Source organism: Hydrogenophaga sp. (assembly GCF_041913525.1).
Taxonomy (GTDB): Bacteria; Pseudomonadota; Gammaproteobacteria; order Burkholderiales; family Burkholderiaceae_C; genus Hydrogenophaga.
On sequence record NZ_JAYSFD010000001.1, the window covers coordinates 307,686 to 329,149 of the forward strand.

Genomic DNA, 21,464 nt, shown 5'->3' on the forward strand with positions numbered 1-21,464 from the left:
CATGGCTGTCTCCTCAGGCGGCTTTTTCCACGTGGCCTTGCCGCGTGTACAGAAAATCGATCACTGCCTTGCGGCACTGCTGGTAGCGCGGGTCATCGGCCAGCGCCACGCGCTGGCGCGGGCGTGGCAGGTCCACCGTGAGCACCTCGCCGATGGTGGCGGCCGGGCCGTTGGTCATCATCACGATGCGGTCGGACAGCAGCACCGCCTCGTCCACGTCGTGCGTGACCATCACCACCGTGCTCTGGGTGCGCGCCACGATGTCCAGCAGCTCGTCTTGCAGCTTGGCGCGGGTGAGCGCGTCCAGCGCGCCGAAGGGCTCGTCCATCAGCAGCACCTGCGGCTCCATCGACAGGGCGCGGGCAATGCCCACGCGCTGCTTCATGCCACCCGAGATTTCGCCCGGGCGCTTCTGCGCGGCGTGGCCCAGCCCCACCAGGGCCAGGGCGGCGTCGGTGCGCGCGCGCAACTGGGCGCGGTTCTCGCGGGCGCCGAACACGCGCTCGACCGCCAGGTACACGTTCTCGAAGCAGGTGAGCCAGGGCAGCAGCGAGTGGTTCTGGAACACCACCGCGCGCTCGGGGCCGGGGCCGGCGATCTCGCGGTTGGCGCACAGCAGCGTGCCTTGTGTGGGCGTGGTCAGGCCGGCGATCAGGTTCAGCAGCGTGGACTTGCCGCAGCCCGAGTGCCCGATCAGCGCGACGAACTCGCCCTTGGCCACTGTGAGGTGGATGTCGCGCAGCGCGGGAAACGCGCCCTTGCTCGTCTTGAAGGTTTGCGCCACGCCTTGAATCTCGATGTACTTGGTCGTGCTCATGACTTGACCTCTTCGTAGGTGAAGGCCGTGGCCAGTTGGACGAGCGCGAACTCCAGCACCAGGCCGACGAGGCCAATGGTGAAGATCGCGATGATGATGTGGGCCACGTTGAGGTTGTTCCACTCGTCCCACACCCAGAAGCCGATGCCCACGCCGCCGGTCAGCATCTCGGCCGCCACGATCACCAGCCAGGCCGTGCCCACGGCCAGGCGCACGCCAGTGAGCATGTAGGGCAGCACGGCGGGCAGCAGGATCTTGGTGATCACCTTCCACTCGCTCAGGTTCAGCACCCGCGCCACGTTCAGGTAGTCCTGCGGCACGCGCTGCACGCCCACGGCGGTGTTGATGACCATGGGCCAGATCGAGCAGATGAAGATGGTCCAGATGGCCGCCGGGTTGGCGCCCTTGAACACCAGCAGGCCGATGGGCAGCCAGGCCAGCGGCGAGACCGGGCGCAGCAGGCTGATCAGCGGGTTGAACATGCGCGAGAGAAAGCGAAAGCGCCCGATCAGGAAGCCCGCCGGTATGCCCACCAGGGCCGCCATGCCAAAGCCCATGCCCACGCGCTGCAGCGAGGACAGCACGTTCCAGCCAATGCCCTGGTCGTTCGGGCCGTTGGAATAGAAGGGGTCACTAAACAGCTTCACCGCCGCGTCCCAGGTGAAGGCGGGCGAGGGAATGCCGCTGCCGGTGGACTGGGCGACCAATTGCCAGAGCAGCACCAGCAGGCCCAGGCCAAGAAGGGGGGGCACCACGCGAAGCCACAAAGCGCGCCAGTCAAAAGGCAGGCGAGCGGTGGTGCGCGGGGCTTCAATAGGCTCAGTCCGAACCGGGGTATGCTCAGCCCGCACGGGGGCTGCCTCGGCGTGGGCGGGAAGGGGGGTGTGAAAAACGGCGCTGACCATGGTGTGCTCCTCAGGCCTTGACCTTGAAACCGTCGGCGTACTGCTTGGGGTTCTTGCCGTCCCACACCACGCCGTCCATCAGCTTGCTGCTGCGCATCGCGTCCTTGGGCACGCTCACCTTGGCGGCCGCCGCGCCTTGCTTGTAGAGCTCGATGCGGTTGATCTGCTGGGCCACCGCCAGGTAGTCGGGGTGGTCTTTCAGCAAGCCCCAGCGCTTGTGCTGCGTGAGGAACCACATGCCGTCAGACAGGTAGGGGAAGTTCACGTAGCCGTCGTTGAAGAACTTCATGTGGTTGGGGTCGTCCCAGGTCTTGCCCAGGCCGTTCTGGTAGCGGCCCAGGATGCGCTGGTTGATCACGTCCACGCTGGTGTTCACGTAGGCCCGGTCGGCCACGGTCTCGGCCATCTTCAGCTTGTTCTGCAGGCCCGCGTCGATCCACTTGCTGGCCTCCAGGATGGCGGCGATCACCGCGCGGCAGGTGTTGGGGTACTTCTGCGCGAACTCGGCCGTGGTGCCCAGGGCCTTTTCGGGGTGGTCTTTCCAGATGTCCTGCGTGGTGGCGCCGGTGATGCCGATGCCATCGGCAATGGCCCGGTGGCCCCAGGGCTCGCCCACGCAGTAGCCGTCCATGTTGCCCACGCGCATGTTGGCCACCATCTGCGGCGGCGGCACGGTGATGACCTTGGCGTCCTTCATCGGGTTCACGCCGACGCAGGCCAGCCAGTAGTACAGCCACATGGCGTGCGTGCCGGTGGGGAAGGTCTGCGCGAAGGTGTACTCGCGCTTCTCGGTGGCCATCAGCTTGGCTAGGCTGGGGGCGTCCACCGCGCCCTTGTCGGCCAGCTTCTTCGACAGCGTGATGGCCTGCCCGTTGTGGTTCAGGTTCATCAGCACCGCCATGTCTTTCTTGGGGCCGGCAGTGCCCAGGTGCACGCCATAGATCAGGCCCCACAGCACATGGGCCATGTCCAGCTCGCCATTGACCAGCTTGTCGCGCACGCCGGGCCAGCTCGCCTCTTTCGTGGGGACGATCTTCACCCCATATTTCTGGTCAATGCCCAGCACCGAAGCCATCACCACGCTGGCGCAGTCGGTCAAGGGAATGAAGCCAATCTTCACTTCCTTCTTCTCCGGTGCATCAGAGCCGGCCGCCCACACGGGCTGGTGCCCCAGGCTGGCGAACAGGGCGCCCGCACCAGCGGCGGCGCCTTGCTGCAGGAAGCGGCGGCGCCCAGGGGCGGCCGGGGAGGTGGGGGTGTCAGCGGTCATGTGCAACTCCTGGTGAAGAACCCGTCGAGAAGGCCAAAAGCAAAACGGCGCCCACCTCCGGTCCCGCGTGGCCGCGGGAGGGGGGTGGACGCCGTTGTCCTTGTCGGGAAGAGATCCCAGGGGGCCTGGCCGCCATTGGCCCGGCCCCGTGCCCTCTTCTATGCAGCAAGCGTGCCAGCGCTGTTTCGGGTGAACTGTTGTGAAAACCGTGGGTATTCGCGCATTGGGATGCGGAAATTACCGGCGTGAGTCAACGCAATGCGCGTTGTTCACTGCGGTGTTCACCGGCTTGGTGCGCGCCACTGGGCGATCGGCACGAATCTTGTGCGCCGCAGCAAGATCGCCGCGATTCAGCGTCCGCGTTCGGGCAGCACCTCGGCCATGGCCAGCACCGCCTCGGCCACGTCGATCAGGCGCCGGTTCTGGTTCATGGCCATCTGGCGCATGGTCTTGTGGGCCTCGGCCTCGCTCAGTTGGCGGTGGGCCATCAGCAGGCCTTTGGCCCGTTCGATCAGCTTGCGCTCGTTCAGGCTGGCGCGGGCGGTGTCCAGCTCGCCGGCCATGGTCTGCAAGCGCAGGGCCTGCTCTTGCAGCAGGTCAAGGATGGAGCGCTCCACCTGCGGCCCAAAGCCCGGCGCCCGTTGGGTGGGGGGCTCTTGTGCGAAAAAGCCCAGCGGGTCGGTGGGCACCGAGGGCGCTTGCAGCAGCGCCTCGATGGCGGCGGCCTCCCGCTGCGCGCCCAGCAGGCGCGCCTCGCAGGTGCTGGCCAGCCGGGCGGCGAGCTGGTCTTCCACGTGCTTCATGCGGTCCATGCGCTCGCTGCAGGCATCGAACCACACTTGGCTGAGCTCGGGCTTGAGCGGTGCGCCCTCTGGCGTGGTGCACAGAACCCGGCGCAGTTTTTCCAGCCCGGCCGTCAGGGCGCCCGATTCGCTCTCGGCCCACAGGGCACGGGTGGCGTCATCGGCGAAGCCGTTGAACACCTCCAGGCAACGCTCTTGCGATTCAATCAAATGCAGCAGGCGCTGCTGGTCGCCGCCCTCGGCCCGGCCGGTGCCAAAGCGGGCGGCGCCCAGCGCGCGTTCCTGGCCGGCGAACTCCTTGGCCTGCATGAACTGGAACAGCGCCACCAGCAGGCGAGAGATGTCGGGGTCGCTGGCGTTGTCGGCCGCCTCGAACACCACCGCCAGCAAGGCCGCGACCAGGCGCACCAGGGCTTCGGTGGCCTGCGCTGGCGTCCAGTCCAGCGCCCGCACCCGCTCGCGCAGGGCCTCCAGTGCATCCAGGCCTTGCAGGGCATAGGCCAGGCGGCTGTACAGGCGCGCGCCGTGCCCGCCGCGAATGTCGCCCGGGTCCAGCCGTTGCACGCAGGCCCGCCACTCGGACTCCACGACCCGGTTCTCCAGCACCCGGGCCGCCAGCTCGGCGCCGAAGCGCTGGCCCTGTGAGGCCAGCACCAGGTTGCTCAGCCCGCGCTCGCGCTGCAGCGCGTGCACCAGCCGCGCCGTGACGGCCACCAACTCGGTGGTCAGGGCCAGGTGGCGCAGCTCGTCGATCTCGCAGTGTTTGGCGGCCACCAGAAAGTGCAGGCCAGTTCTCATGGGCGGTGGGGCAAGGGGCGGAAGAGTCCCGACGCAGCAGCAACATCCGTGCCGCCCCGTACACTCCTCGCCCATGCGAATCCTGGGAATCGAGTCCTCTTGCGACGAAACTGGCGTCGCCCTTGTCGACGCCAGCGGCAGCGGCACGCCCCGCCTGCTGGGCCACGCCCTGCACAGCCAGATCGAGATGCACCAAGCCTATGGCGGCGTGGTGCCCGAGCTGGCCAGCCGCGACCACATCCGCCGCGTGCTGCCCCTGACCGACGCCGTGATGGCGCAGGCCGGCCTGCCCTTGTCGGCCATTGACGCCGTGGCCTGCACGCGCGGCCCCGGCCTGGCTGGCGCCTTGCTGGTGGGCTCGGGCGTGGCCAGTGCCCTGGGCTTCGCGCTGGGCAAGCCGGTGGTGGGCGTGCACCACCTGGAGGGCCATTTGCTCTCGCCCTTCCTCAGTGCCGACCCGCCCGAATTTCCCTTCGTGGCCTTGCTCGTGTCGGGCGGCCACACCCAGCTCATGCGCGTGGACGGGGTAGGGCGCTACGAACTGCTGGGCGAGACCATCGACGACGCCGCTGGCGAGGCGTTTGACAAATCGGCCAAGCTGCTGGGCCTGGGCTACCCCGGTGGGCCGGCCCTCTCGCGCCTGGCCGAGCAGGGCAGCGCCACCGCCTACCCCTTTCCGCGCCCACTGCTGCACAGCGGCGATCTCGATTTTTCCTTTGCCGGCCTCAAGACGGCGGTGCTCACCCAGGTCAAGCGCCTGGCCCACGCGGCGCCCGAAGGCCCCGCCACCAGCCACCTGGCCGACCCGCTCACCCTGCAGCAAAAGGCCGACGTGGCCGCCAGCGCGCAGGCCGCCATCGTGGAGGTGCTGGTCAAGAAATCGCTGGCCGCCCTGCGCGCCACCGGCCTCAAGCGCCTGGTGGTGGCCGGCGGCGTGGGCGCCAACCGCCGCCTGCGCGAACAACTCAATGCGATCTGCGCCCAGCGCGGGTTGCGAGTGCACTACCCCGAGCTGCACCTGTGCACCGACAACGGCGCCATGATCGCCCTGGCCGCGGGCCTGCGCGCCCAGGCCGGTCTGCTGGTGACCGAACCCATCGAGGCCGGCTGGCGCTTTGACGTGCGCCCGCGCTGGCCCCTGGCCGAACTGGCCGCCTGAGCCCGGGCGCCCCCTCGGGCGCCCAGCTTCTCGCCGAACCCAAGGAGTGTTTATGCCCCCTCTGTCTGTCTTGCGCCGTGCCCTGATGGCTGGCGCCGTGGCCTCGGCCTTGGTGCCGGCCGCCTGGGCCCAGCCCGCGCCGACCGGCGCGCCCATTCGCATCGCCATGATCGAAGGCTTGTCTGGCCCGGTGGCCAATGCAGGCGAGGCGGTGTTCCGCAACCTGGTCTGGGCCACCGAGCGCGTCAACGCCCGTGGCGGCGTGAAGCTGCCCGGCGGCAACCGCCCCCTGGTGATCGATCGCTTTGACAGCAAGGGCCAGGTGGAAGAGGCCCTGTCGGCGCTGCGCTCGGCCAATGACCGCGGCATCGCCATCGTCACCCAGGGCAACTCGTCGGCCACCGCCAGCGCCCTCATCAAGGCCATTGAGAAGCACAACGAGCGCGAACCCCAGCGCCAAATGGTGTTCCTCAACTACTCGGCGGTGGACCCGTCCCTCACCAACCAGGACTGCAGCTACTGGCACTTTCGCTTCGACGCCCACGCCGACATGCGCCTGAAGGCGCTGATGAGCGTGGTGAAGGACGACAAAGCCCTCAAGAGCATCTACCTCATCGGGCAGGACTACAGCTTCGGCCAGAACGTGCTGCGCGCCGCGCGCGAGCAACTGGCCGCCCAGCGACCCGACGTGAAGGTCGTGGGCGACGAGCTGCACCCCATGGCCCGCGTCAAAGACTTCGTGCCCTACGCCACCAAGATCAAGGCCAGCGGGGCGCAGGCCGTGTTCACCGGCAACTGGGGCAATGACCTCACCCTGCTGGTGAAGGCCGCCCGCGAGGTGGGTTTTGACGGCCGCTTCTACACCTTCTACGGCAACGCCCTGGGCGCACCGGCCGCCATGGGCGAGGCCGGCATCGGCCAGGTGGTGGCCGTGGCCGACTGGTTCCCCAACGTGCCCACGCCCGAGTCCGAGGCCTTCTACCGCGGCTTCCGCCAGCGCTTCCCCAGCCCGGCCGACGACTACGTGCACATGCGCATGCAGCTCATGATCGAGTCGCTGGCCCAGGCCATCGAGCGCGCCGGCAAGGTCGAGGCGGGCGCCATCGCCGCTCAACTGGAAAAGGCCGACGTGAGCCTGGCCGGCCAGCGCGCCCGCATGCGCGCGGGCGACCACCAGTTCCAGCAAAGCCTGGCCGTGGCCGTGATGGACCGCCAGGGCGCGCCCGGCGTGAAGTTCGACGTGGAAGGCTCGGGCTACGGCTTTCGCGTGATTCGCCAGCTCACGCCCGAGCAGGCCGAGCTGCCCCACACCTGCCGCATGGTGCGCCCATGAGCGCGGGCCTGGACAAGGCCCATGGCATGCGCGCGGTGGTGGCCGACCTGGCTGGCTCGCGCATTCGCGAGGTGGCCAACGAGGGCATGGGGCGCGAAGGTGTGCTGCGCTTCTGGTTCGGCGAGAGCGACCAGGTCACCCCTGACTTCGTGCGTGAGGCGGCCATGGCCTCGCTGCAGGCCGGCGACACCTTCTACGCCCATAACCTGGGCCTGCCCGAACTGCGCGAGGCCATCGCTGCCTACACCGACCGGCTGCACCCCGGCCGTGGCGCCGCCCACTGGCTGGACCGCGTGGCCGTCACCTCGGGCGGCGTCAATGGCCTGATGCTGGCCTCGCAAACCCTGGTGGACGCCGGCGACGAGGTGGTGGTCGTCACGCCGGCCTGGCCCAACCTCGCGGCCCAGCCGGCCATCATGGGCGCGCGGGTGCGCTGCGTGCCTTTGCGCGTGCAGGCGGGCGCTTGGGCGCTGGATCTGGACGCGCTGCTCGCCGCCATCACGCCCAGCACACGCCTGCTCATCGTCAACGCGCCCAACAACCCCACCGGCTGGACCTTGTCGGCCGACGAGCAGCGCGCCATCCTGGCGCATTGCCGCCGCACCGGCACCTGGGTGCTGGCCGACGAGGTGTACGAGCGCCTGTACTACGCCCATGACACCCCCAACGGCGCGGCCAGCAGCTTTCTGGACGTGGCCGAGCCCGACGACCGCCTGGTGGTGGCCCACAGCTTCTCCAAGAGCTTTCTCATGACCGGCTGGCGCCTGGGCTGGCTGGTGCTGCCGGCGTTTCTCACCGAGGCGGTGGGCAAGCTCATCGAGTTCAACACCTCGTGCGCGCCCGTGTTCGTGCAGCGCGCCGCCCAGCTCGCCCTGGCCCGTGGCGACGAGATCACACCCGGTCTGGTGGCCCACTTGCGCACCTGCCGCGACACCCTGGTGCCGCTGCTGCAGGCCCTGCCGGGCGTGGAGCTGGCGGTGCCCAAGGGCGGCATGTACGCCTTCTTCCGCCTGGCCGGACACGACGACTGCCTGGCGGTGGCCAAGCGCCTGGTGCGCGAGGCCGGGCTGGGCCTGGCCCCGGGCAGCGCCTTCGGGCCCGAGGCCACGGGCTGGTTGCGCTGGTGCTTCGCCAGCCGTGAGCCGCAGCGCCTCATTGACGGGGTGGATCGGCTCAAGGGGTGGCTGGCGGGGCAGGCTCGGCTATAATCCGTGGTTGCTGTCCGTTCGGGCAGTGTCACGCCCGCAGCGGCTCAGGCTGTCGCGGGACGCATGTAACTGAAGGAAATTTCATGATCGCTCAATCCGTCAAGGCCGAAGTCATTGCGGCCAACGCGCGCGCCGCCAACGACACCGGCAGCCCCGAAGTGCAAGTGGCCATCCTGACCGCTCGCATCAACGAGCTGACCCCCCACTTCAAGACCCACGCCAAAGACCACCACGGTCGTCGCGGCCTGCTGCGCATGGTGAGCCGTCGCCGCAAGCTGCTGGACTACCTCAAGTCCAAGGACGCTGACCGCTACGTCGCGCTGATCCAGAAGCTGGGCCTGCGCAAGTAATCCCCACGGGTGTGCCCGCCAAAAAACGCCTGAGTTGGTTCGCTGGCTCGGGCGATTTTTGTTTGGTGCGCCCGTTTTTCGAGCCTGGAGACATTGCCGCAGATCGAAGCTGTGTCATTCCAAAGGCCTTGCCCACCGGCAACGTCTCTGGAATGGCATCGTGTTCTGGGGGGTGAATTCAGGGCCGTGCAGCTCGCTGCACAACACCCAGCCTCCGCTTGAGCGGGGGCACAGGAGAAACACATGACCATGTTCAACAAAGTCACCAAGACCTTCCAGTGGGGCCGTCACACGGTCCGCATGGAAACCGGCGAAATCGCCCGTCAGGCCAGCGGCGCCGTGCTGCTCGACATGGACGGCACCGTCGTGCTGGCCACGGTGGTCGCCAAGACCGAAGCCAAGGCCGGCCAGGACTTCTTCCCCCTGACCGTCGACTACATCGAGAAGACCTACGCCGCCGGCAAGATTCCCGGCAGCTTCTTCAAGCGCGAAGGCCGCCCCAGCGAGCTGGAAACCCTGACCAGCCGCCTGATCGACCGCCCCATCCGCCCCCTGTTCCCCGAAGGCTTCTTCAACGAAGTGCAGGTGGTGATCCACACCCTGTCGTTGAACCCCGAAGTCGATGCCGACATCGCCGCCATGGTGGCGACCTCGGCCGCGCTGGCTGTGTCCGGCATCCCCTTCAACGGCCCGATCGGTGCCGCCCGCGTGGGCTACGTCAATGGCCAGTACGTGCTGAACCCCGGCCAGACCGAGCGCAAGAACTCGCAGATGGACCTGGTGGTGGCCGGCACCGAAGCCGCCGTGCTGATGGTCGAGTCCGAAGCCGACCAACTGTCTGAAGACGTGATGCTGGGCGCCGTGGTGTTCGGCCACGAGCAGGGCAACATCGCCATCGCCGCCATCAACGAGCTGGTGCGCGAAGCCGGCAAGCCCGAGTGGACCTGGCAAGCCCCGGCCAAGGATGAGGCCCTGATCGCTAAGGTTGGCGCCCTGGCCCAGGCCAAGCTGGAAGCCGCCTACCAGATCCGCAACAAGCAGGCCCGCACCCAGGCCTGCCGCGCCGCCTACGCCGACGTGATGGCCGGCCTGAAGGCCGACGGCGTGGAATTCGACGGCGTGGTCGTGGAAGGCCTGCTGTTCGAGATCGAAGCCAAGATCGTGCGCGGTCAGATCCTCGCCGGCGAGCCCCGCATCGACGGCCGTGACACCCGCACCGTGCGCGCCATTGAAATCCGCAACAGCGTGCTGCCCCGCACCCACGGCTCGGCCCTGTTCACCCGCGGCGAAACCCAGGCCCTGGTGATCGCCACCCTGGGCACCGACCGCGACGCCCAGCGCATTGACGCCCTGGCCGGCGAGTTCGAAGACCGCTTCATGCTGCACTACAACATGCCGCCCTTCGCCACCGGCGAAACCGGCCGCGTGGGTAGCCCCAAGCGCCGCGAAATCGGCCACGGCCGCCTGGCCAAGCGCGCCCTGGTGGCCGCTCTGCCGAGCAAGGAAGAGTTCCCCTACACCATGCGCGTGGTCTCCGAGATCACCGAGTCCAACGGCTCCTCGTCCATGGCCTCCGTCTGCGGCGGCTGCCTGGCACTGATGGACGCTGGCGTGCCCATGAAGGCGCACGTGGCCGGCATCGCCATGGGCCTGATCAAGGAAGGCAACCGCTTCGCCGTGCTGACCGACATCCTGGGTGACGAAGATCACCTGGGCGACATGGACTTCAAGGTGGCCGGCACCACCAACGGCATCACCGCCCTGCAGATGGACATCAAGATCCAGGGCATTACCAAGGAAATCATGCAAGTCGCCCTGGCCCAGGCCAAGGAAGCGCGCCTGCACATCCTGGGCAAGATGCAGGAAGCCATGGGCGAAGCCAAGACCGAGATCAGCACCTTCGCGCCGCGCCTGTACACCATGAAGATCAACCCGGAGAAAATCCGCGACGTGATCGGCAAGGGTGGCGCCACCATCCGCGCGCTGACCGAAGAGACCGGCACCCAGATCGACATCGGTGAAGACGGCACCATCACCATCGCTTCCACCGACGGCGACAAGGCCGCCGAAGCCAAGCGCCGCATCGAGCAGATCACCGCCGAAGTGGAAGTGGGCAAGGTCTACGAAGGCCCGGTCACCAAGATCCTCGACTTCGGTGCCCTGATCAACCTGCTGCCCGGCAAGGACGGTCTGCTGCACATCAGCCAGATCGCCCACGAGCGCGTGGAGAAGGTGTCTGACTACCTGCAAGAAGGCCAGATCGTCAAGGTCAAGGTGCTCGAGACCGACGAAAAGGGCCGCGTCAAGCTGTCCATGAAGGCGCTCATCGACCGCAACGGCGGTGGCGAGCAAGCCCAGCAGCAACAGCAGCAGTAAGCCCACCATGGCCGTGATGCAAGCCGTCGAAATCGCCCAGTACGGCGCGCCCGAGGTGCTCCGCCTGGCGGAGCGCCCCGTGCCGCAGGCGGGTGCGGGTGAGGTGCTGATTCGCGTGGCCGCGTCGGGCGTGAATCGCCCCGATGTGCTGCAGCGAAAAGGCCTCTACCCGGTGCCGCCTGGCGCCTCTGACCTTCCGGGGCTGGAGGTGGCCGGCGTCATCGAGTCAGGTGACGCCGCCGCCATGGCCGAGGCTGGCTTGAAGCTGGGCGATCGCGTCTGCGCGCTCGTGGCCGGTGGCGGCTATGCGCCTTGGTGCGTGGCCCCGGTGGGGCAGTGCCTGCCCGTGCCGGCCGGCCTCGACGACGTGGCCGCGGCCTCGCTGCCGGAGACCTTCTTCACGGTCTGGAGCAACGTGTTCGATCGCGGCCGCCTGCAAGCCGGCGAAACCCTGCTCATCCAGGGTGGCACCAGCGGCATCGGTGTGACCGCCATTCAAATGGCCAAGGCCATGGGCGCGCGCGTGATCGCCACCGCTGGCAGCGACGAGAAGTGCGCCGCCTGCTTGACGCTCGGTGCCGACCACGCCATCAACTACCGCACGCAAGATTTCGCCGCCGTGGCGCGCGAACTCACGAACGGGCGAGGCGTCGATGTCATTCTCGACATGGTCGCGGGCGACTACGTGGCGCGCGAGGTGAGCTCCTTGGCCGAAGACGGCCGCCTGGTCATCATCGCGGTGCAGGGTGGTGTGCAAGCGGGCTTTGACGCTGGCCTGGTGCTGCGCCGTCGCCTCACCATCACCGGCAGCACCCTGCGTCCGCGCCCGGTGGCTTTTAAGGCCGCCATTGCCTCGGCCCTGCGCTCGCGCGTGTGGCCTCTGCTCGAATCGGGTGCCATTCGCCCGGTCATTCACCAGGTCTTCGCGCCGGGCGAGGCGGCTCAGGCCCACGCCCTGATGGAGTCCAACACCCACATCGGCAAGCTCGTCATCCGCTGGGCTTGACCACCACCTTTCTGACGCATGAAGAAACTCATCGCCGGTAACTGGAAAATGAACGGCAGCCTGGCTGCCAACGAGGCCCTGGTGCAAGCCATGCTGGCCGGCATTGGTTCGCCCAAGGCCGATGTGGCCCTTTGCGCGCCAGCGCCCTACCTGTCCCAATTGCAGTTGCTGCTCAACGGGTCGCCCATCGCCTGGGGCAGCCAAGACGTTTCTGCCCACGAGCAGGGCGCGTTCACGGGTGAAGTGTCGGCGGCCATGCTGCGCGACTTCGCCTGCCGCTACGCCATCGTCGGCCACTCTGAGCGTCGCCAGTACCATGGCGAGACCGATGCCGTGGTGGCCGAAAAGGCCCAGCGTGCGCTGGCCGCCGGCATCACCCCCATCGTATGCGTGGGCGAGACCCTGGCCGAGCGCGAAGCGGGCGTGACCGAAGAGGTGGTGAAGCGCCAGCTCGCCGCCGTGATCCACCTGGTGGGCCATTGCATCACCGAGATCGTGGTGGCCTATGAGCCTGTGTGGGCCATTGGCACTGGCAAGACCGCCACGCCTGAGCAGGCGCAGGCGGTGCATGCGGTGCTGCGAGCCCAGCTCAAGGCCGCCACGCCGCACCCCGAGCGCATTCAGATCCTGTACGGCGGCAGCATGAACGCTGCCAACGCCGCCACCTTGCTGGCTCAACCCGACATTGACGGCGGCCTGATCGGTGGTGCTTCCCTCAAGGCGCCCGATTTCCTGCAGATCGTGGCCGCTGCCAACGCCCAGTAAACCGCGGCCTTGTTGCCTGCGCCTTCCATTCGGAGTTTTTCATGAACGTTTTCCTGACCATTCTGCTGGCCGTGCAAATCCTGGCGGCCCTCGGCATGATCGGCCTCATCCTGGTGCAACACGGCAAGGGCGCCGATGCGGGCGCCGCCTTCGGCGGCGGAGCCGGCTCTGCCACCCTGTTCGGTGCCACCGGCGGCGCCAACTTCCTGTCTCGCACCACCGCTGTCTTGGCGGGGGTCTTCCTGGTCTGCACGCTGGCCCTGGCCTACTTTGGCAACCTGCGCAGCGCCCCTAGCACCGGCTCTGTGCTGGAGAGCGTGCAGGTGCCAGCCGCGCCTGCCGACCCGGTGCAGCAGATCCCCGGCACCAACGGCGCCACTGGCGCCGTGCTGGCCACGCCCGCGGCACCCGCTGCGCCTGCCGCCAGCGGCGCTGGCCAGATTCCAGCCAAATAAAGCCTTTCTGGGCCGTGCCTCGCCCGGGTGCGGTCCTGCTGGGTGCAATGGTCGGGCTTGGTTTGAAAATCCTTCAGGCCAAGCCCAAAAAGGGTGTCAATTCAGGGTAAACTCTCGTGGTTGTCAGGAACGCAAAATCACAAATCGAGCAGCCTGACACTTCAAACCAGCCGACGTGGTGAAATTGGTAGACACGCTATCTTGAGGGGGTAGTGGCGAAAGCTGTGCGAGTTCGAGTCTCGCCGTCGGCACCAGATCTTTGGACAACACGGCCTTGGCGCCGTGTCAGCGGAAACGACCCAAGATGAGCCTCGACCAATACTTGCCCGTTCTCCTGTTCATTCTGGTGGGCATAGCGGTCGGGGTCATTCCGCAACTGCTGGGCTACATCCTTGGGCCCAACCTGCCAGACGCGGAAAAGAACTCCCCCTACGAATGCGGCTTCGAGGCCTTCGAAGACGCTCGCATGAAGTTCGATGTGCGCTACTACTTGGTGGCCATCCTCTTCATCCTCTTCGATCTTGAGATCGCCTTCCTGATTCCTTGGGCCGTGGCCTTTGGCGACATTGGTGCCACCGGCTTCCTGGCGGGCGTGGTCTTCCTGGCCATCCTGACCGTCGGCTTTGCCTACGAGTGGAAAAAAGGCGCTCTCGATTGGGAGTAAACCCGGCCCACTTTCGTGGCCGCTGCGGAGCAAAGCATGATTGAAGGTGTGTTCAAGGAAGGCTTCGTCACCACGAGCTACGACGCGGTGGTGAACTGGGCCAAGACGGGTTCGTTGTGGCCGATGACCTTTGGTCTGGCCTGCTGTGCGGTGGAAATGATGCACGCCGCGGCGGCCCGTTATGACATCGGCCGTTTCGGCTCGGAGGTCTTTCGCGCCAGTCCGCGCCAGTCCGACCTGATGATCGTGGCCGGCACGCTGTGCAACAAGATGGCGCCGGCCCTGCGCAAGGTGTACGACCAGATGGCCGAGCCTCGTTGGGTGCTGTCCATGGGCTCATGCGCCAACGGTGGCGGCTACTACCACTACAGCTACTCGGTGGTGCGCGGTTGTGACCGCATCGTGCCGGTGGACGTCTACGTTCCGGGCTGCCCGCCCACGGCCGAGGCGCTGCTGTACGGGATCATCCAGCTGCAACAAAAAATCCGGCGCACCCAGACCATCGCTCGCGCCTGACGGCAAGCCCATCGGCCTGCCCTTGCTCGATCAAGACCCGTGAGCCTGCTCATGACAGACACCCAGACCACCCCTTACGCCGTGGCCCCTCAGGCCCTGCAAGCCACCCTGTCCCAGTTGCTGGACGGCAAGGTGCAATCCATCGACGTCGAGCGCGACGAGGTGACGATCACCGTTTCGGCGGCGGAATACCTGGGCGTGATGCAGACGCTGCGCGATGCCGAGGTGGCCCGTTTCGAACAGCTCATTGACCTCTGCGGCATGGACTACTCCACTTACGGCGATGGCCGCTGGGAGGGGCCGCGTTTCGCCGCCGTCGTGCATTTGCTGTCGGTGTCGCTCAACCAGCGCGTGCGCGTGCGCGTGTTCTGCCCCGAGGACGACTTTCCGCTGCTGCCGTCCGTCATGGGCATCTGGGCTGCTGCCAACTGGTACGAACGCGAGGCCTTTGACTTGTACGGCATCGTGTTCGAGGGCCACAACGACCTGCGCCGCATCCTCACCGACTACGGTTTCATCGGCCATCCCTTCCGCAAGGATTTCCCCTTGTCGGGCCACGTCGAGATGCGCTACGACGCCGAGCGCCAGCGCGTGATCTACGAGCCGGTCTCGATCGAGCCGCGCGAAATCACCCCTCGCATCATTCGCGAAGACAACTACGGGGGCCTGCACTGAGGGCTCGTCCCTCTTGGTGAACCACCATGGCAGAGATCAAGAACTACACCCTGAACTTCGGTCCCCAGCACCCGGCCGCGCACGGCGTGCTGCGCCTCGTGCTGGAACTGGACGGCGAAGTCGTCCAGCGCGCCGATCCGCACATCGGCCTGCTACACCGTGCCACCGAGAAGCTGGCCGAGCACAAGACCTTCATCCAGTCGCTGCCCTACATGGACCGTCTGGACTACGTGTCCATGATGTGCAACGAGCACGCCTATTGCCTGGCCATCGAGAAGCTGTTGGGCATTGAGGTGCCGATCCGCGCCCAGTACATCCGCGTGATGTTCAGCGAGATCACTCGCCTGCTCAACCACCTCATGTGGCTGGGTTCGCACGGCAACGACTGCGGCAGTTCCACCATCCTGATCTACGCCTTCCGTGAGCGCGAAGACCTGTTTGACATGTACGAGGCCGTCTCTGGCGCTCGCATGCACGCGGCCTACTTCCGCCCGGGCGGTGTCTACCGCGACCTGCCCGACACCATGCCGCAGTTCAAGGCGAGCAAGGTGCGCAACCAGCGGGGCGTGGACGAGCTCAACAAGAACCGCCAGGGCTCGCTGCTCGATTTCATCGACGACTTCACCCAGCGCTTCCCCACCTACCTGGCCGAGTACCACACGCTGCTCACCGACAACCGCATCTGGAAGCAGCGCACCGTGGGCATCGGCGTGGTGCCGGCTGAGCGCGCACTGAACCTGGGCATGACCGGCCCCATGCTGCGTGGCTCTGGCATCGCCTGGGACCTGCGCAAGAAGCAGCCGTACGACGTGTACGACCGCATGGAGTTCGACATCCCGGTGGGCAAGACTGGCGACACCTACGACCGTTATCTCGTCCGCATGGAAGAGATGAACCAGTCCAACCGCATCATCAAGCAGTGCGTGGACTGGCTGCGCGCCAACCCGGGTCCGGTCATCACCGACAACCACAAGGTGGCGCCGCCGGCCCGTGAGGCCATGAAGTCCAACATGGAAGAGCTGATCCACCACTTCAAGCTCTTCACTGAAGGTTTCCACGTGCCCGAAGGCGAGGCCTACGCCGCTGTCGAGCACCCCAAGGGCGAGTTCGGCATCTACCTGGTGAGCGACGGCGCCAACAAGCCTTACCGCCTGAAGATTCGCGCGCCGGGTTTCGCCCACCTGGCCACCCTGGACGAGATGGCACGTGGCCACATGCTGGCCGACGCCGTGGCCATCATCGGCACCATGGACATTGTTTTCGGGGAGATTGACCGATGAACGCCCCCACGCAGTTTTCTGCCGCCACCATTGCCCGTTTCGATCGCGAGTGCGCCAAGTACCCGGCCGAGCAACGCATTTCGGCCGTGATGGCCTGCCTCTCGATCATCCAGCAAGAGCAGGGCTGGGTCAGCCCCGAGGCCGAGGCCGCCCTGGCCGCTTACATCGGCATCGAGCCGATCGCGGTGCATGAGGTCACCACCTTCTACAACATGTACAACCAGCGGCCGGTGGGCAAGTTCAAGCTCAACGTCTGCACCAACCTGCCGTGCCAGCTGCGCGATGGCCAAAAAGCCTTGCACCACCTGGAGCACAAGCTGGGCATTGCCATGGGCGAGACCACGCCCGATGGCATGTTCACCCTGCAGCAAAGCGAGTGCCTGGGTGCCTGTGCCGATTCGCCGGTGATGCTGGTGAACGATCGCCACATGTGCAGCTTCATGAGCAACGACAAGCTCGACCAGCTGATCGACGGCCTGCGCGCCGCTGAGGGGCAAGCATGAACGCCGACCAGATTCTTCGCCAGTTCGCCGCCACCGGCGTGCAGACCTGCTTCCATGGCCGCCACATCAATCCGCAGATATACGCGGATCTGAACGGCAGCAACTGGTCGCTCAAAGACTACGAGGCGCGCGGTGGCTACCAGGCCCTGCGCAAGATCCTGGGCAAGGACGGGGGCGAGGGCCTCACCCAAGACCAGGTGATCGCCACCGTGAAGGAATCGGCCCTGCGTGGTCGCGGCGGCGCGGGTTTCCCCACCGGCCTGAAGTGGAGCTTCATGCCCCGCCAGTTCCCGGGCCAGAAGTACCTGGTGTGCAACTCCGACGAGGGCGAGCCGGGCACCTGCAAGGACCGCGACATCCTCATGCACAACCCGCACATCGTCATCGAAGGGATGGCGATCGCGGCGTATGCCATGGGCATTTCCGTGGGCTACAACTACATCCACGGCGAAATCTTTGAGGTGTACGAGCGCTTCGAGGCAGCCCTGGAAGAGGCCCGTGCGGCCGGCCTGCTGGGTGACAAGATTCTGGGCAGCGACTTCAGCTTCCAGCTTCACGCCCACCATGGCTTCGGCGCCTACATCTGCGGCGAAGAAACCGCGCTGCTCGAATCGCTGGAAGGCAAGAAGGGCCAGCCGCGCTTCAAGCCGCCATTTCCCGCCAGCTTCGGTCTGTACGGCAAGCCCACCACCATCAACAACACCGAGACCTTCGCGGCGGTGCCCTGGATCATCCGCAATGGCGGCCAGGCCTACCTTGAGTGCGGCAAGCCCAACAACGGCGGCACCAAGATTTTCTCGGTCAGCGGTGACGTGGAAATGCCCGGCAACTTTGAGGTGCCTCTGGGCACGCCGTTCAGCAAACTGCTCGAACTCGCCGGTGGCGTGCGCAAGGGTCGCCAGCTCAAGGCCGTGATCCCGGGCGGTTCGTCTGCCCCGGTGCTGCCCGCGCACATCATGATGGAGTGCACGATGGACTACGACTCCATCTCCAAGGCCGGCTCCATGCTGGGCTCGGGTGCCGTCATCGTGATGGACGACTCGCGCTGCATGGTCGAGTCGCTCAAGCGCCTGTCGTACTTCTACATGCACGAATCGTGCGGCCAGTGCACCCCCTGCCGCGAAGGCACGGGCTGGCTGTGGCGCATGGTGGACCGCATTGACCGTGGGCAGGGCCGCCCGGACGACATGGCCCTGCTCGACAACGTGGCCGAAAACATCATGGGCCGCACCATTTGCGCCCTGGGCGATGCAGCGGCCATGCCGGTGCGCGCCATGATCAAGCACTTCCGTCATGAGTTCGAGGCCAAGATCGCGGCGGCCAGCGCTGCCCAGGCCTCGTGACCGGCAGGACATCGGATATCACCATGATCGAAATTGAACTCGACGGCCGCAAGGTCGAAGTGCCCCCAGGCAGCATGGTCATGCATGCGGCCGAAAAGGCGGGCTCTTATATCCCGCACTTCTGCTACCACAAGAAGCTCTCCATCGCCGCCAACTGCCGCATGTGCCTGGTGGACGTGGAGAAGGCGCCCAAGCCCATGCCGGCGTGCGCCACGCCCGTGACGCAGGGCATGATCGTGCGCACCCAGAGCGACAAGGCCGTCAAGGCCCAGAAGTCGGTCATGGAGTTCCTGCTGATCAACCACCCGCTGGATTGCCCCATCTGCGACCAGGGCGGCGAGTGCCAGTTGCAAGACCTGGCCGTGGGTTACGGCAGTGGCGCCTCGCGCTACGAGGAAGAAAAGCGCGTGGTCTTCCACAAGGATGTTGGCCCGCTGATCTCCATGGAGGAGATGAGCCGCTGCATCCACTGCACCCGCTGCGTGCGCTTTGGCCAAGAGATCGCCGGCGTCATGGAGCTGGGCATGTCGCATCGCGGCGAGCACGCCGAGATCGAGACCTTCGTGGGCCACTCGGTGGACTCCGAGCTGTCGGGCAACATGATCGACATCTGCCCTGTCGGTGCCCTCACCAGCAAGCCCTTCCGCTACAGCGCCCGCACCTGGGAGCTGTCGCGCCGCAAGAGCGTGAGCCCGCACGACAGCACCGGTGCCAACCTGATCGTTCAGGTGAAAAATCACCAGGTGATGCGTGTCGTGCCTTATGAGAACGACGCCGTCAACGAGTGCTGGATCGCCGACCGTGACCGCTTCTCCTACGAAGCCCTCAACGGCGAAGACCGCCTGACCGCCCCCATGCTCAAGCAAGGCGGCGAGTGGAAAACGGTGGATTGGCAGACCGCGCTGGAATACGTGGCCAACGGCCTGAAGCAAATTCAGGCAGAGCAGGGCGCCAACGCCATTGGCGTGATCGCCAGCCCGCACAGCACCGTGGAAGAGCTGGCCCTGGCCGGTGCCCTGGTGCGAGGCCTGGGCAGCGAGAACATCGACACCCGCCTGCGCGCCGCTGACTTCACGAATGCCGCGCCCGCCGGCCAGGCCCGCTGGCTGGGTCGCCCCATCGCCGAGCTGTCGAACCTGCAGCGCGTGCTGGTGGTGGGTTCCAACCTGCGCAAAGACCACCCGCTGTTCGCTCAGCGCATCCGCCAGGCCGTTCGCCAGGGCGCCCAGGTCAATGCCATCGTCGACACCGCACCCGAGTGGGCCATGGCGGTGAAGAACACCCTGGTGAGCGATAGCCGCGGCTGGGCCCAAGCCCTGGCGGGTGTTGCCGCTGCGGTGGCCGCCGAGAAGGGCGTCAGCGCCCCCGTCGCCGCCGACGCCAACGACACCCACCGCGCCATCGCCGCCTCGTTGCTGGGCGGCGAGCAAAAGGCCGTGCTGCTGGGCAATGCCGCTGCGCACCACGAGAAGGCCTCCAGCCTGCTGGCGCTGGCCCAGTTCATCGCCGAGCAGACGGGCGCCAGCGTCGGTTACCTCACCGAGGCCGCCAACACAGTGGGTGCGCAACTGGTGCGCGCCGTGCCGGGGCAGGGCGGCCTGAACGCTACCCAGATGCTGGGTGGCGCCCTGAAGGCGGCCATCCTGCTGAACACCGAGCCCTCGCGCGACAGCGCCGCTGGCGAAGCCGGCCTGCGCAACGCCGGCATGGTGGTGACGCTCAGCCCCTTCAAGACCAACCTGGACATCAGCGACGTGCTGCTGCCCATCGCGCCCTTCAGCGAGACCTCGGGTTCTTTCGTGAACGCCGAAGGCCGCCTGCAGAGCTTCCACGCCGTGGTGCGCCCGCTGGGCGACACCCGCCCGGGGTGGAAAGTGCTGCGCGTGCTGGGCAACCTGCTGGGCCTCTCGGGCTTTGACGCCGAGACCTCGCAAGCCGTGTTGGCCTCGGCTCTGCCGGGCGTGGCCCAAGGGGCGGTGGTCGATGCCGCTCGCCTGAACAACCGCACCAACGCGGCGGTGGACCTGTCGCCTGCCCAGGCCGCCCCCTGCGTGGCGTCCATCTACCAGCTTGACGGTCTGGTGCGCCGCGCGCCTGCGCTGCAACTCACCGCCGATGCCCGTGCCGCCCAAGGAGCCGCCGCATGATCGACGCGATGTACAACGGCGGCCTCGGCCTGATTGCCGCCTCCTGGTGGACCACGGCCGCCTGGCCCGTGATCTGGAACCTGCTCAAGATCGTGGCCGTGCTGGCACCGCTGATGGGTGCCGTCGCCTACCTCACGCTGTGGGAGCGCAAGCTGCTGGGCTTCATGCAGGTGCGCCATGGCCCCAACCGCGTGGGCCCCTTCGGCCTGCTGCAACCGATCGCTGACGCGCTGAAGCTGCTGACCAAGGAACTGATCCGCCCCAGCGCCGCCAGCAATGGCCTGTTCCGGCTGGGCCCGATCATGGCCATCATGCCGGCCTTGGCTGCCTGGGTGGCCATTCCCTTCGGCCCCGAAACCGTGCTGGCCAACGTGAACGCCGGCCTGCTGGTGATCCTGGCGATCACCTCGATCGAGGTGTACGGCGTGATCATCGCCGGCTGGGCTTCCAACTCGAAGTACGCCTTCCTGGGCGCGCTGCGCGCCTCGGCCCAGATGGTGAGCTACGAAATCGCCATTGGTTTCTGCTTCCTGGTGGTGGTGATGACCGCCGGCAGCCTGGACCTGGCCCAGATCGTGGCCTCGCAGGACAAGGGCATTGCCGCCAGCGAAGGCCTGAACTTCCTGTCGTGGAACTGGCTGCCGCTGCTGCCCATCTTCGTGGTGTACCTGATCTCTGGCGTGGCCGAGACCAACCGTCACCCCTTTGACGTGGTCGAGGGCGAGGCCGAAATCGTGGCCGGCCACATGGTCGAGTACTCGGGCATGGGCTTCGCCATCTTCTTCCTGGCCGAATACGCCAGCATGTGGCTGGTGTCCATCCTGGCGGTGCTGATGTTCCTGGGCGGCTGGTTGCCTCCCATCGACAGCGCGCTGTTCAACGCCATTCCGGGCTGGATCTGGCTGGGCCTCAAGACCTTCGTGGTCGTGTCCATGTTCATCTGGATTCGCGCCACTTTCCCCCGCTTCCGCTACGACCAGATCATGCGTCTGGGCTGGAAGATCTTCATCCCCGTGACGCTGATCTGGCTGCTCCTCGTGGGCGCCCTCATGCAGACGCCCTGGAACATCTGGAAGTAAGCCAGGGAGACG

20 protein-coding genes and 1 tRNA gene are annotated in these 21,464 nt (G+C 66.7%); 17 read left to right on the top strand and 4 right to left on the bottom strand.

Annotated features, from left to right (window positions below):
• Positions 1 to 13: 13 nt before the first annotated feature.
• The 4 genes from ACE3RQ_RS01515 to ACE3RQ_RS01530 form a co-directional block, all read right to left on the bottom strand.
• Positions 14 to 817: an ABC transporter ATP-binding protein gene (locus tag ACE3RQ_RS01515; protein ID WP_374519209.1), complete on the bottom strand. Its 804-nt coding sequence runs from the start codon at positions 815 to 817 to the stop codon at positions 14 to 16.
• A complete protein-coding gene (gene ntrB, locus ACE3RQ_RS01520; protein WP_374519211.1) occupies positions 814 to 1,722 on the bottom strand; it encodes a nitrate ABC transporter permease in 909 nt (302 codons plus the stop codon). The genes ACE3RQ_RS01515 and ntrB overlap by 4 nt, the downstream gene beginning before the upstream one ends.
• A 10-nt stretch (positions 1,723 to 1,732) precedes the next feature.
• Positions 1,733 to 2,992: a CmpA/NrtA family ABC transporter substrate-binding protein gene (locus tag ACE3RQ_RS01525; protein ID WP_374519213.1), complete on the bottom strand. Its 1,260-nt coding sequence runs from the start codon at positions 2,990 to 2,992 to the stop codon at positions 1,733 to 1,735.
• A 350-nt stretch (positions 2,993 to 3,342) separates the two neighbouring features.
• The gene (locus tag ACE3RQ_RS01530) at positions 3,343 to 4,593 is read right to left on the bottom strand and encodes a nitrate- and nitrite sensing domain-containing protein (protein WP_374519215.1); all 1,251 of its coding nucleotides are present in this window, start codon (positions 4,591 to 4,593) and stop codon (positions 3,343 to 3,345) included.
• Positions 4,594 to 4,666: 73 nt separating this feature from the next.
• Here ACE3RQ_RS01530 and tsaD point away from each other — a divergent pair, with 73 nt between their 5' ends.
• The 17 genes from tsaD (at position 4,667) to nuoH (ending at position 21,452) form a co-directional block, all read left to right on the top strand.
• Positions 4,667 to 5,752, top strand: coding sequence for a tRNA (adenosine(37)-N6)-threonylcarbamoyltransferase complex transferase subunit TsaD (tsaD, locus tag ACE3RQ_RS01535; protein WP_374519217.1), 1,086 nt, complete (start codon positions 4,667 to 4,669; stop codon positions 5,750 to 5,752).
• A 52-nt stretch (positions 5,753 to 5,804) separates the two neighbouring features.
• Positions 5,805 to 7,085 carry a branched-chain amino acid ABC transporter substrate-binding protein gene (locus tag ACE3RQ_RS01540; protein WP_374519219.1) on the top strand — a complete coding sequence of 427 codons (1,281 nt, stop codon included), beginning with the start codon at positions 5,805 to 5,807 and terminating at the stop codon, positions 7,083 to 7,085.
• Between the two features lie 26 nt (positions 7,086 to 7,111).
• Positions 7,112 to 8,293 carry a pyridoxal phosphate-dependent aminotransferase gene (locus tag ACE3RQ_RS01545; protein WP_374519679.1) on the top strand — a complete coding sequence of 394 codons (1,182 nt, stop codon included), beginning with the start codon at positions 7,112 to 7,114 and terminating at the stop codon, positions 8,291 to 8,293.
• A gap of 83 nt (positions 8,294 to 8,376) precedes the next feature.
• Positions 8,377 to 8,643, top strand: coding sequence for a 30S ribosomal protein S15 (gene rpsO / locus ACE3RQ_RS01550; RefSeq protein ID WP_374519221.1), 267 nt, complete (start codon positions 8,377 to 8,379; stop codon positions 8,641 to 8,643).
• A gap of 243 nt (positions 8,644 to 8,886) precedes the next feature.
• Complete coding sequence (pnp, locus tag ACE3RQ_RS01555; protein WP_374519222.1) at positions 8,887 to 11,019, top strand: polyribonucleotide nucleotidyltransferase; 2,133 nt, start codon at positions 8,887 to 8,889, stop codon at positions 11,017 to 11,019.
• A gap of 16 nt (positions 11,020 to 11,035) precedes the next feature.
• On the top strand, positions 11,036 to 12,025 hold the full coding sequence (locus ACE3RQ_RS01560) for an NAD(P)H-quinone oxidoreductase (protein WP_374519681.1): 990 nt from the start codon (positions 11,036 to 11,038) through the stop codon (positions 12,023 to 12,025).
• An 18-nt stretch (positions 12,026 to 12,043) separates the two neighbouring features.
• Entirely contained in the window at positions 12,044 to 12,790 is a 747-nt protein-coding gene (gene tpiA, locus ACE3RQ_RS01565; protein ID WP_374519224.1) for a triose-phosphate isomerase, read from the top strand.
• A gap of 41 nt (positions 12,791 to 12,831) precedes the next feature.
• Complete coding sequence (gene secG, locus ACE3RQ_RS01570) at positions 12,832 to 13,245, top strand: preprotein translocase subunit SecG (protein ID WP_374519226.1); 414 nt, start codon at positions 12,832 to 12,834, stop codon at positions 13,243 to 13,245.
• Positions 13,246 to 13,414: 169 nt separating this feature from the next.
• Positions 13,415 to 13,499 (top strand) — tRNA-Leu (locus ACE3RQ_RS01575).
• A 50-nt stretch (positions 13,500 to 13,549) separates the two neighbouring features.
• Complete coding sequence (locus ACE3RQ_RS01580) at positions 13,550 to 13,909, top strand: NADH-quinone oxidoreductase subunit A (RefSeq protein WP_374519228.1); 360 nt, start codon at positions 13,550 to 13,552, stop codon at positions 13,907 to 13,909.
• Positions 13,910 to 13,945: 36 nt separating this feature from the next.
• The gene (locus ACE3RQ_RS01585; protein ID WP_009520160.1) at positions 13,946 to 14,425 is read left to right on the top strand and encodes an NADH-quinone oxidoreductase subunit B family protein; all 480 of its coding nucleotides are present in this window, start codon (positions 13,946 to 13,948) and stop codon (positions 14,423 to 14,425) included.
• Positions 14,426 to 14,476: 51 nt separating this feature from the next.
• Entirely contained in the window at positions 14,477 to 15,100 is a 624-nt protein-coding gene (locus ACE3RQ_RS01590) for an NADH-quinone oxidoreductase subunit C (protein ID WP_374519231.1), read from the top strand.
• A 26-nt stretch (positions 15,101 to 15,126) separates the two neighbouring features.
• Positions 15,127 to 16,380, top strand: a complete 1,254-nt coding sequence (locus ACE3RQ_RS01595) for an NADH-quinone oxidoreductase subunit D (RefSeq protein WP_374519233.1) — start codon at positions 15,127 to 15,129, stop codon at positions 16,378 to 16,380.
• Positions 16,377 to 16,883 (top strand): NADH-quinone oxidoreductase subunit NuoE, encoded by a 507-nt coding sequence (gene nuoE, locus ACE3RQ_RS01600; protein WP_374519235.1) that lies wholly within the window; start codon positions 16,377 to 16,379, stop codon positions 16,881 to 16,883. Before ACE3RQ_RS01595 ends, nuoE begins: the two co-directional genes overlap by 4 nt.
• Positions 16,880 to 18,226, top strand: a complete 1,347-nt coding sequence (nuoF, locus tag ACE3RQ_RS01605) for an NADH-quinone oxidoreductase subunit NuoF (protein ID WP_374519237.1) — start codon at positions 16,880 to 16,882, stop codon at positions 18,224 to 18,226. The genes nuoE and nuoF overlap by 4 nt, the downstream gene beginning before the upstream one ends.
• A 23-nt stretch (positions 18,227 to 18,249) precedes the next feature.
• The gene (gene nuoG, locus ACE3RQ_RS01610) at positions 18,250 to 20,373 is read left to right on the top strand and encodes an NADH-quinone oxidoreductase subunit NuoG (RefSeq protein WP_374519239.1); all 2,124 of its coding nucleotides are present in this window, start codon (positions 18,250 to 18,252) and stop codon (positions 20,371 to 20,373) included.
• The gene (nuoH, locus tag ACE3RQ_RS01615; protein WP_374519240.1) at positions 20,370 to 21,452 is read left to right on the top strand and encodes an NADH-quinone oxidoreductase subunit NuoH; all 1,083 of its coding nucleotides are present in this window, start codon (positions 20,370 to 20,372) and stop codon (positions 21,450 to 21,452) included. The genes nuoG and nuoH overlap by 4 nt, the downstream gene beginning before the upstream one ends.
• Positions 21,453 to 21,464 lie beyond the last annotated feature (12 nt).

Coding starts and splice junctions, on each gene's coding strand:
- ACE3RQ_RS01515 (WP_374519209.1), bottom strand. CDS start 817: ATGAGCACGACCAAGTACATCGAGATTCAAGGCGTGGCGCAAACCTTC.
- ntrB (WP_374519211.1), bottom strand. CDS start 1,722: ATGGTCAGCGCCGTTTTTCACACCCCCCTTCCCGCCCACGCCGAGGCA.
- ACE3RQ_RS01525 (WP_374519213.1), bottom strand. CDS start 2,992: ATGACCGCTGACACCCCCACCTCCCCGGCCGCCCCTGGGCGCCGCCGC.
- ACE3RQ_RS01530 (WP_374519215.1), bottom strand. CDS start 4,593: ATGAGAACTGGCCTGCACTTTCTGGTGGCCGCCAAACACTGCGAGATC.
- tsaD (WP_374519217.1), top strand. CDS start 4,667: ATGCGAATCCTGGGAATCGAGTCCTCTTGCGACGAAACTGGCGTCGCC.
- ACE3RQ_RS01540 (WP_374519219.1), top strand. CDS start 5,805: ATGCCCCCTCTGTCTGTCTTGCGCCGTGCCCTGATGGCTGGCGCCGTG.
- ACE3RQ_RS01545 (WP_374519679.1), top strand. CDS start 7,112: ATGCGCGCGGTGGTGGCCGACCTGGCTGGCTCGCGCATTCGCGAGGTG.
- rpsO (WP_374519221.1), top strand. CDS start 8,377: ATGATCGCTCAATCCGTCAAGGCCGAAGTCATTGCGGCCAACGCGCGC.
- pnp (WP_374519222.1), top strand. CDS start 8,887: ATGACCATGTTCAACAAAGTCACCAAGACCTTCCAGTGGGGCCGTCAC.
- ACE3RQ_RS01560 (WP_374519681.1), top strand. CDS start 11,036: ATGCAAGCCGTCGAAATCGCCCAGTACGGCGCGCCCGAGGTGCTCCGC.
- tpiA (WP_374519224.1), top strand. CDS start 12,044: ATGAAGAAACTCATCGCCGGTAACTGGAAAATGAACGGCAGCCTGGCT.
- secG (WP_374519226.1), top strand. CDS start 12,832: ATGAACGTTTTCCTGACCATTCTGCTGGCCGTGCAAATCCTGGCGGCC.
- ACE3RQ_RS01580 (WP_374519228.1), top strand. CDS start 13,550: ATGAGCCTCGACCAATACTTGCCCGTTCTCCTGTTCATTCTGGTGGGC.
- ACE3RQ_RS01585 (WP_009520160.1), top strand. CDS start 13,946: ATGATTGAAGGTGTGTTCAAGGAAGGCTTCGTCACCACGAGCTACGAC.
- ACE3RQ_RS01590 (WP_374519231.1), top strand. CDS start 14,477: ATGACAGACACCCAGACCACCCCTTACGCCGTGGCCCCTCAGGCCCTG.
- ACE3RQ_RS01595 (WP_374519233.1), top strand. CDS start 15,127: ATGGCAGAGATCAAGAACTACACCCTGAACTTCGGTCCCCAGCACCCG.
- nuoE (WP_374519235.1), top strand. CDS start 16,377: ATGAACGCCCCCACGCAGTTTTCTGCCGCCACCATTGCCCGTTTCGAT.
- nuoF (WP_374519237.1), top strand. CDS start 16,880: ATGAACGCCGACCAGATTCTTCGCCAGTTCGCCGCCACCGGCGTGCAG.
- nuoG (WP_374519239.1), top strand. CDS start 18,250: ATGATCGAAATTGAACTCGACGGCCGCAAGGTCGAAGTGCCCCCAGGC.
- nuoH (WP_374519240.1), top strand. CDS start 20,370: ATGATCGACGCGATGTACAACGGCGGCCTCGGCCTGATTGCCGCCTCC.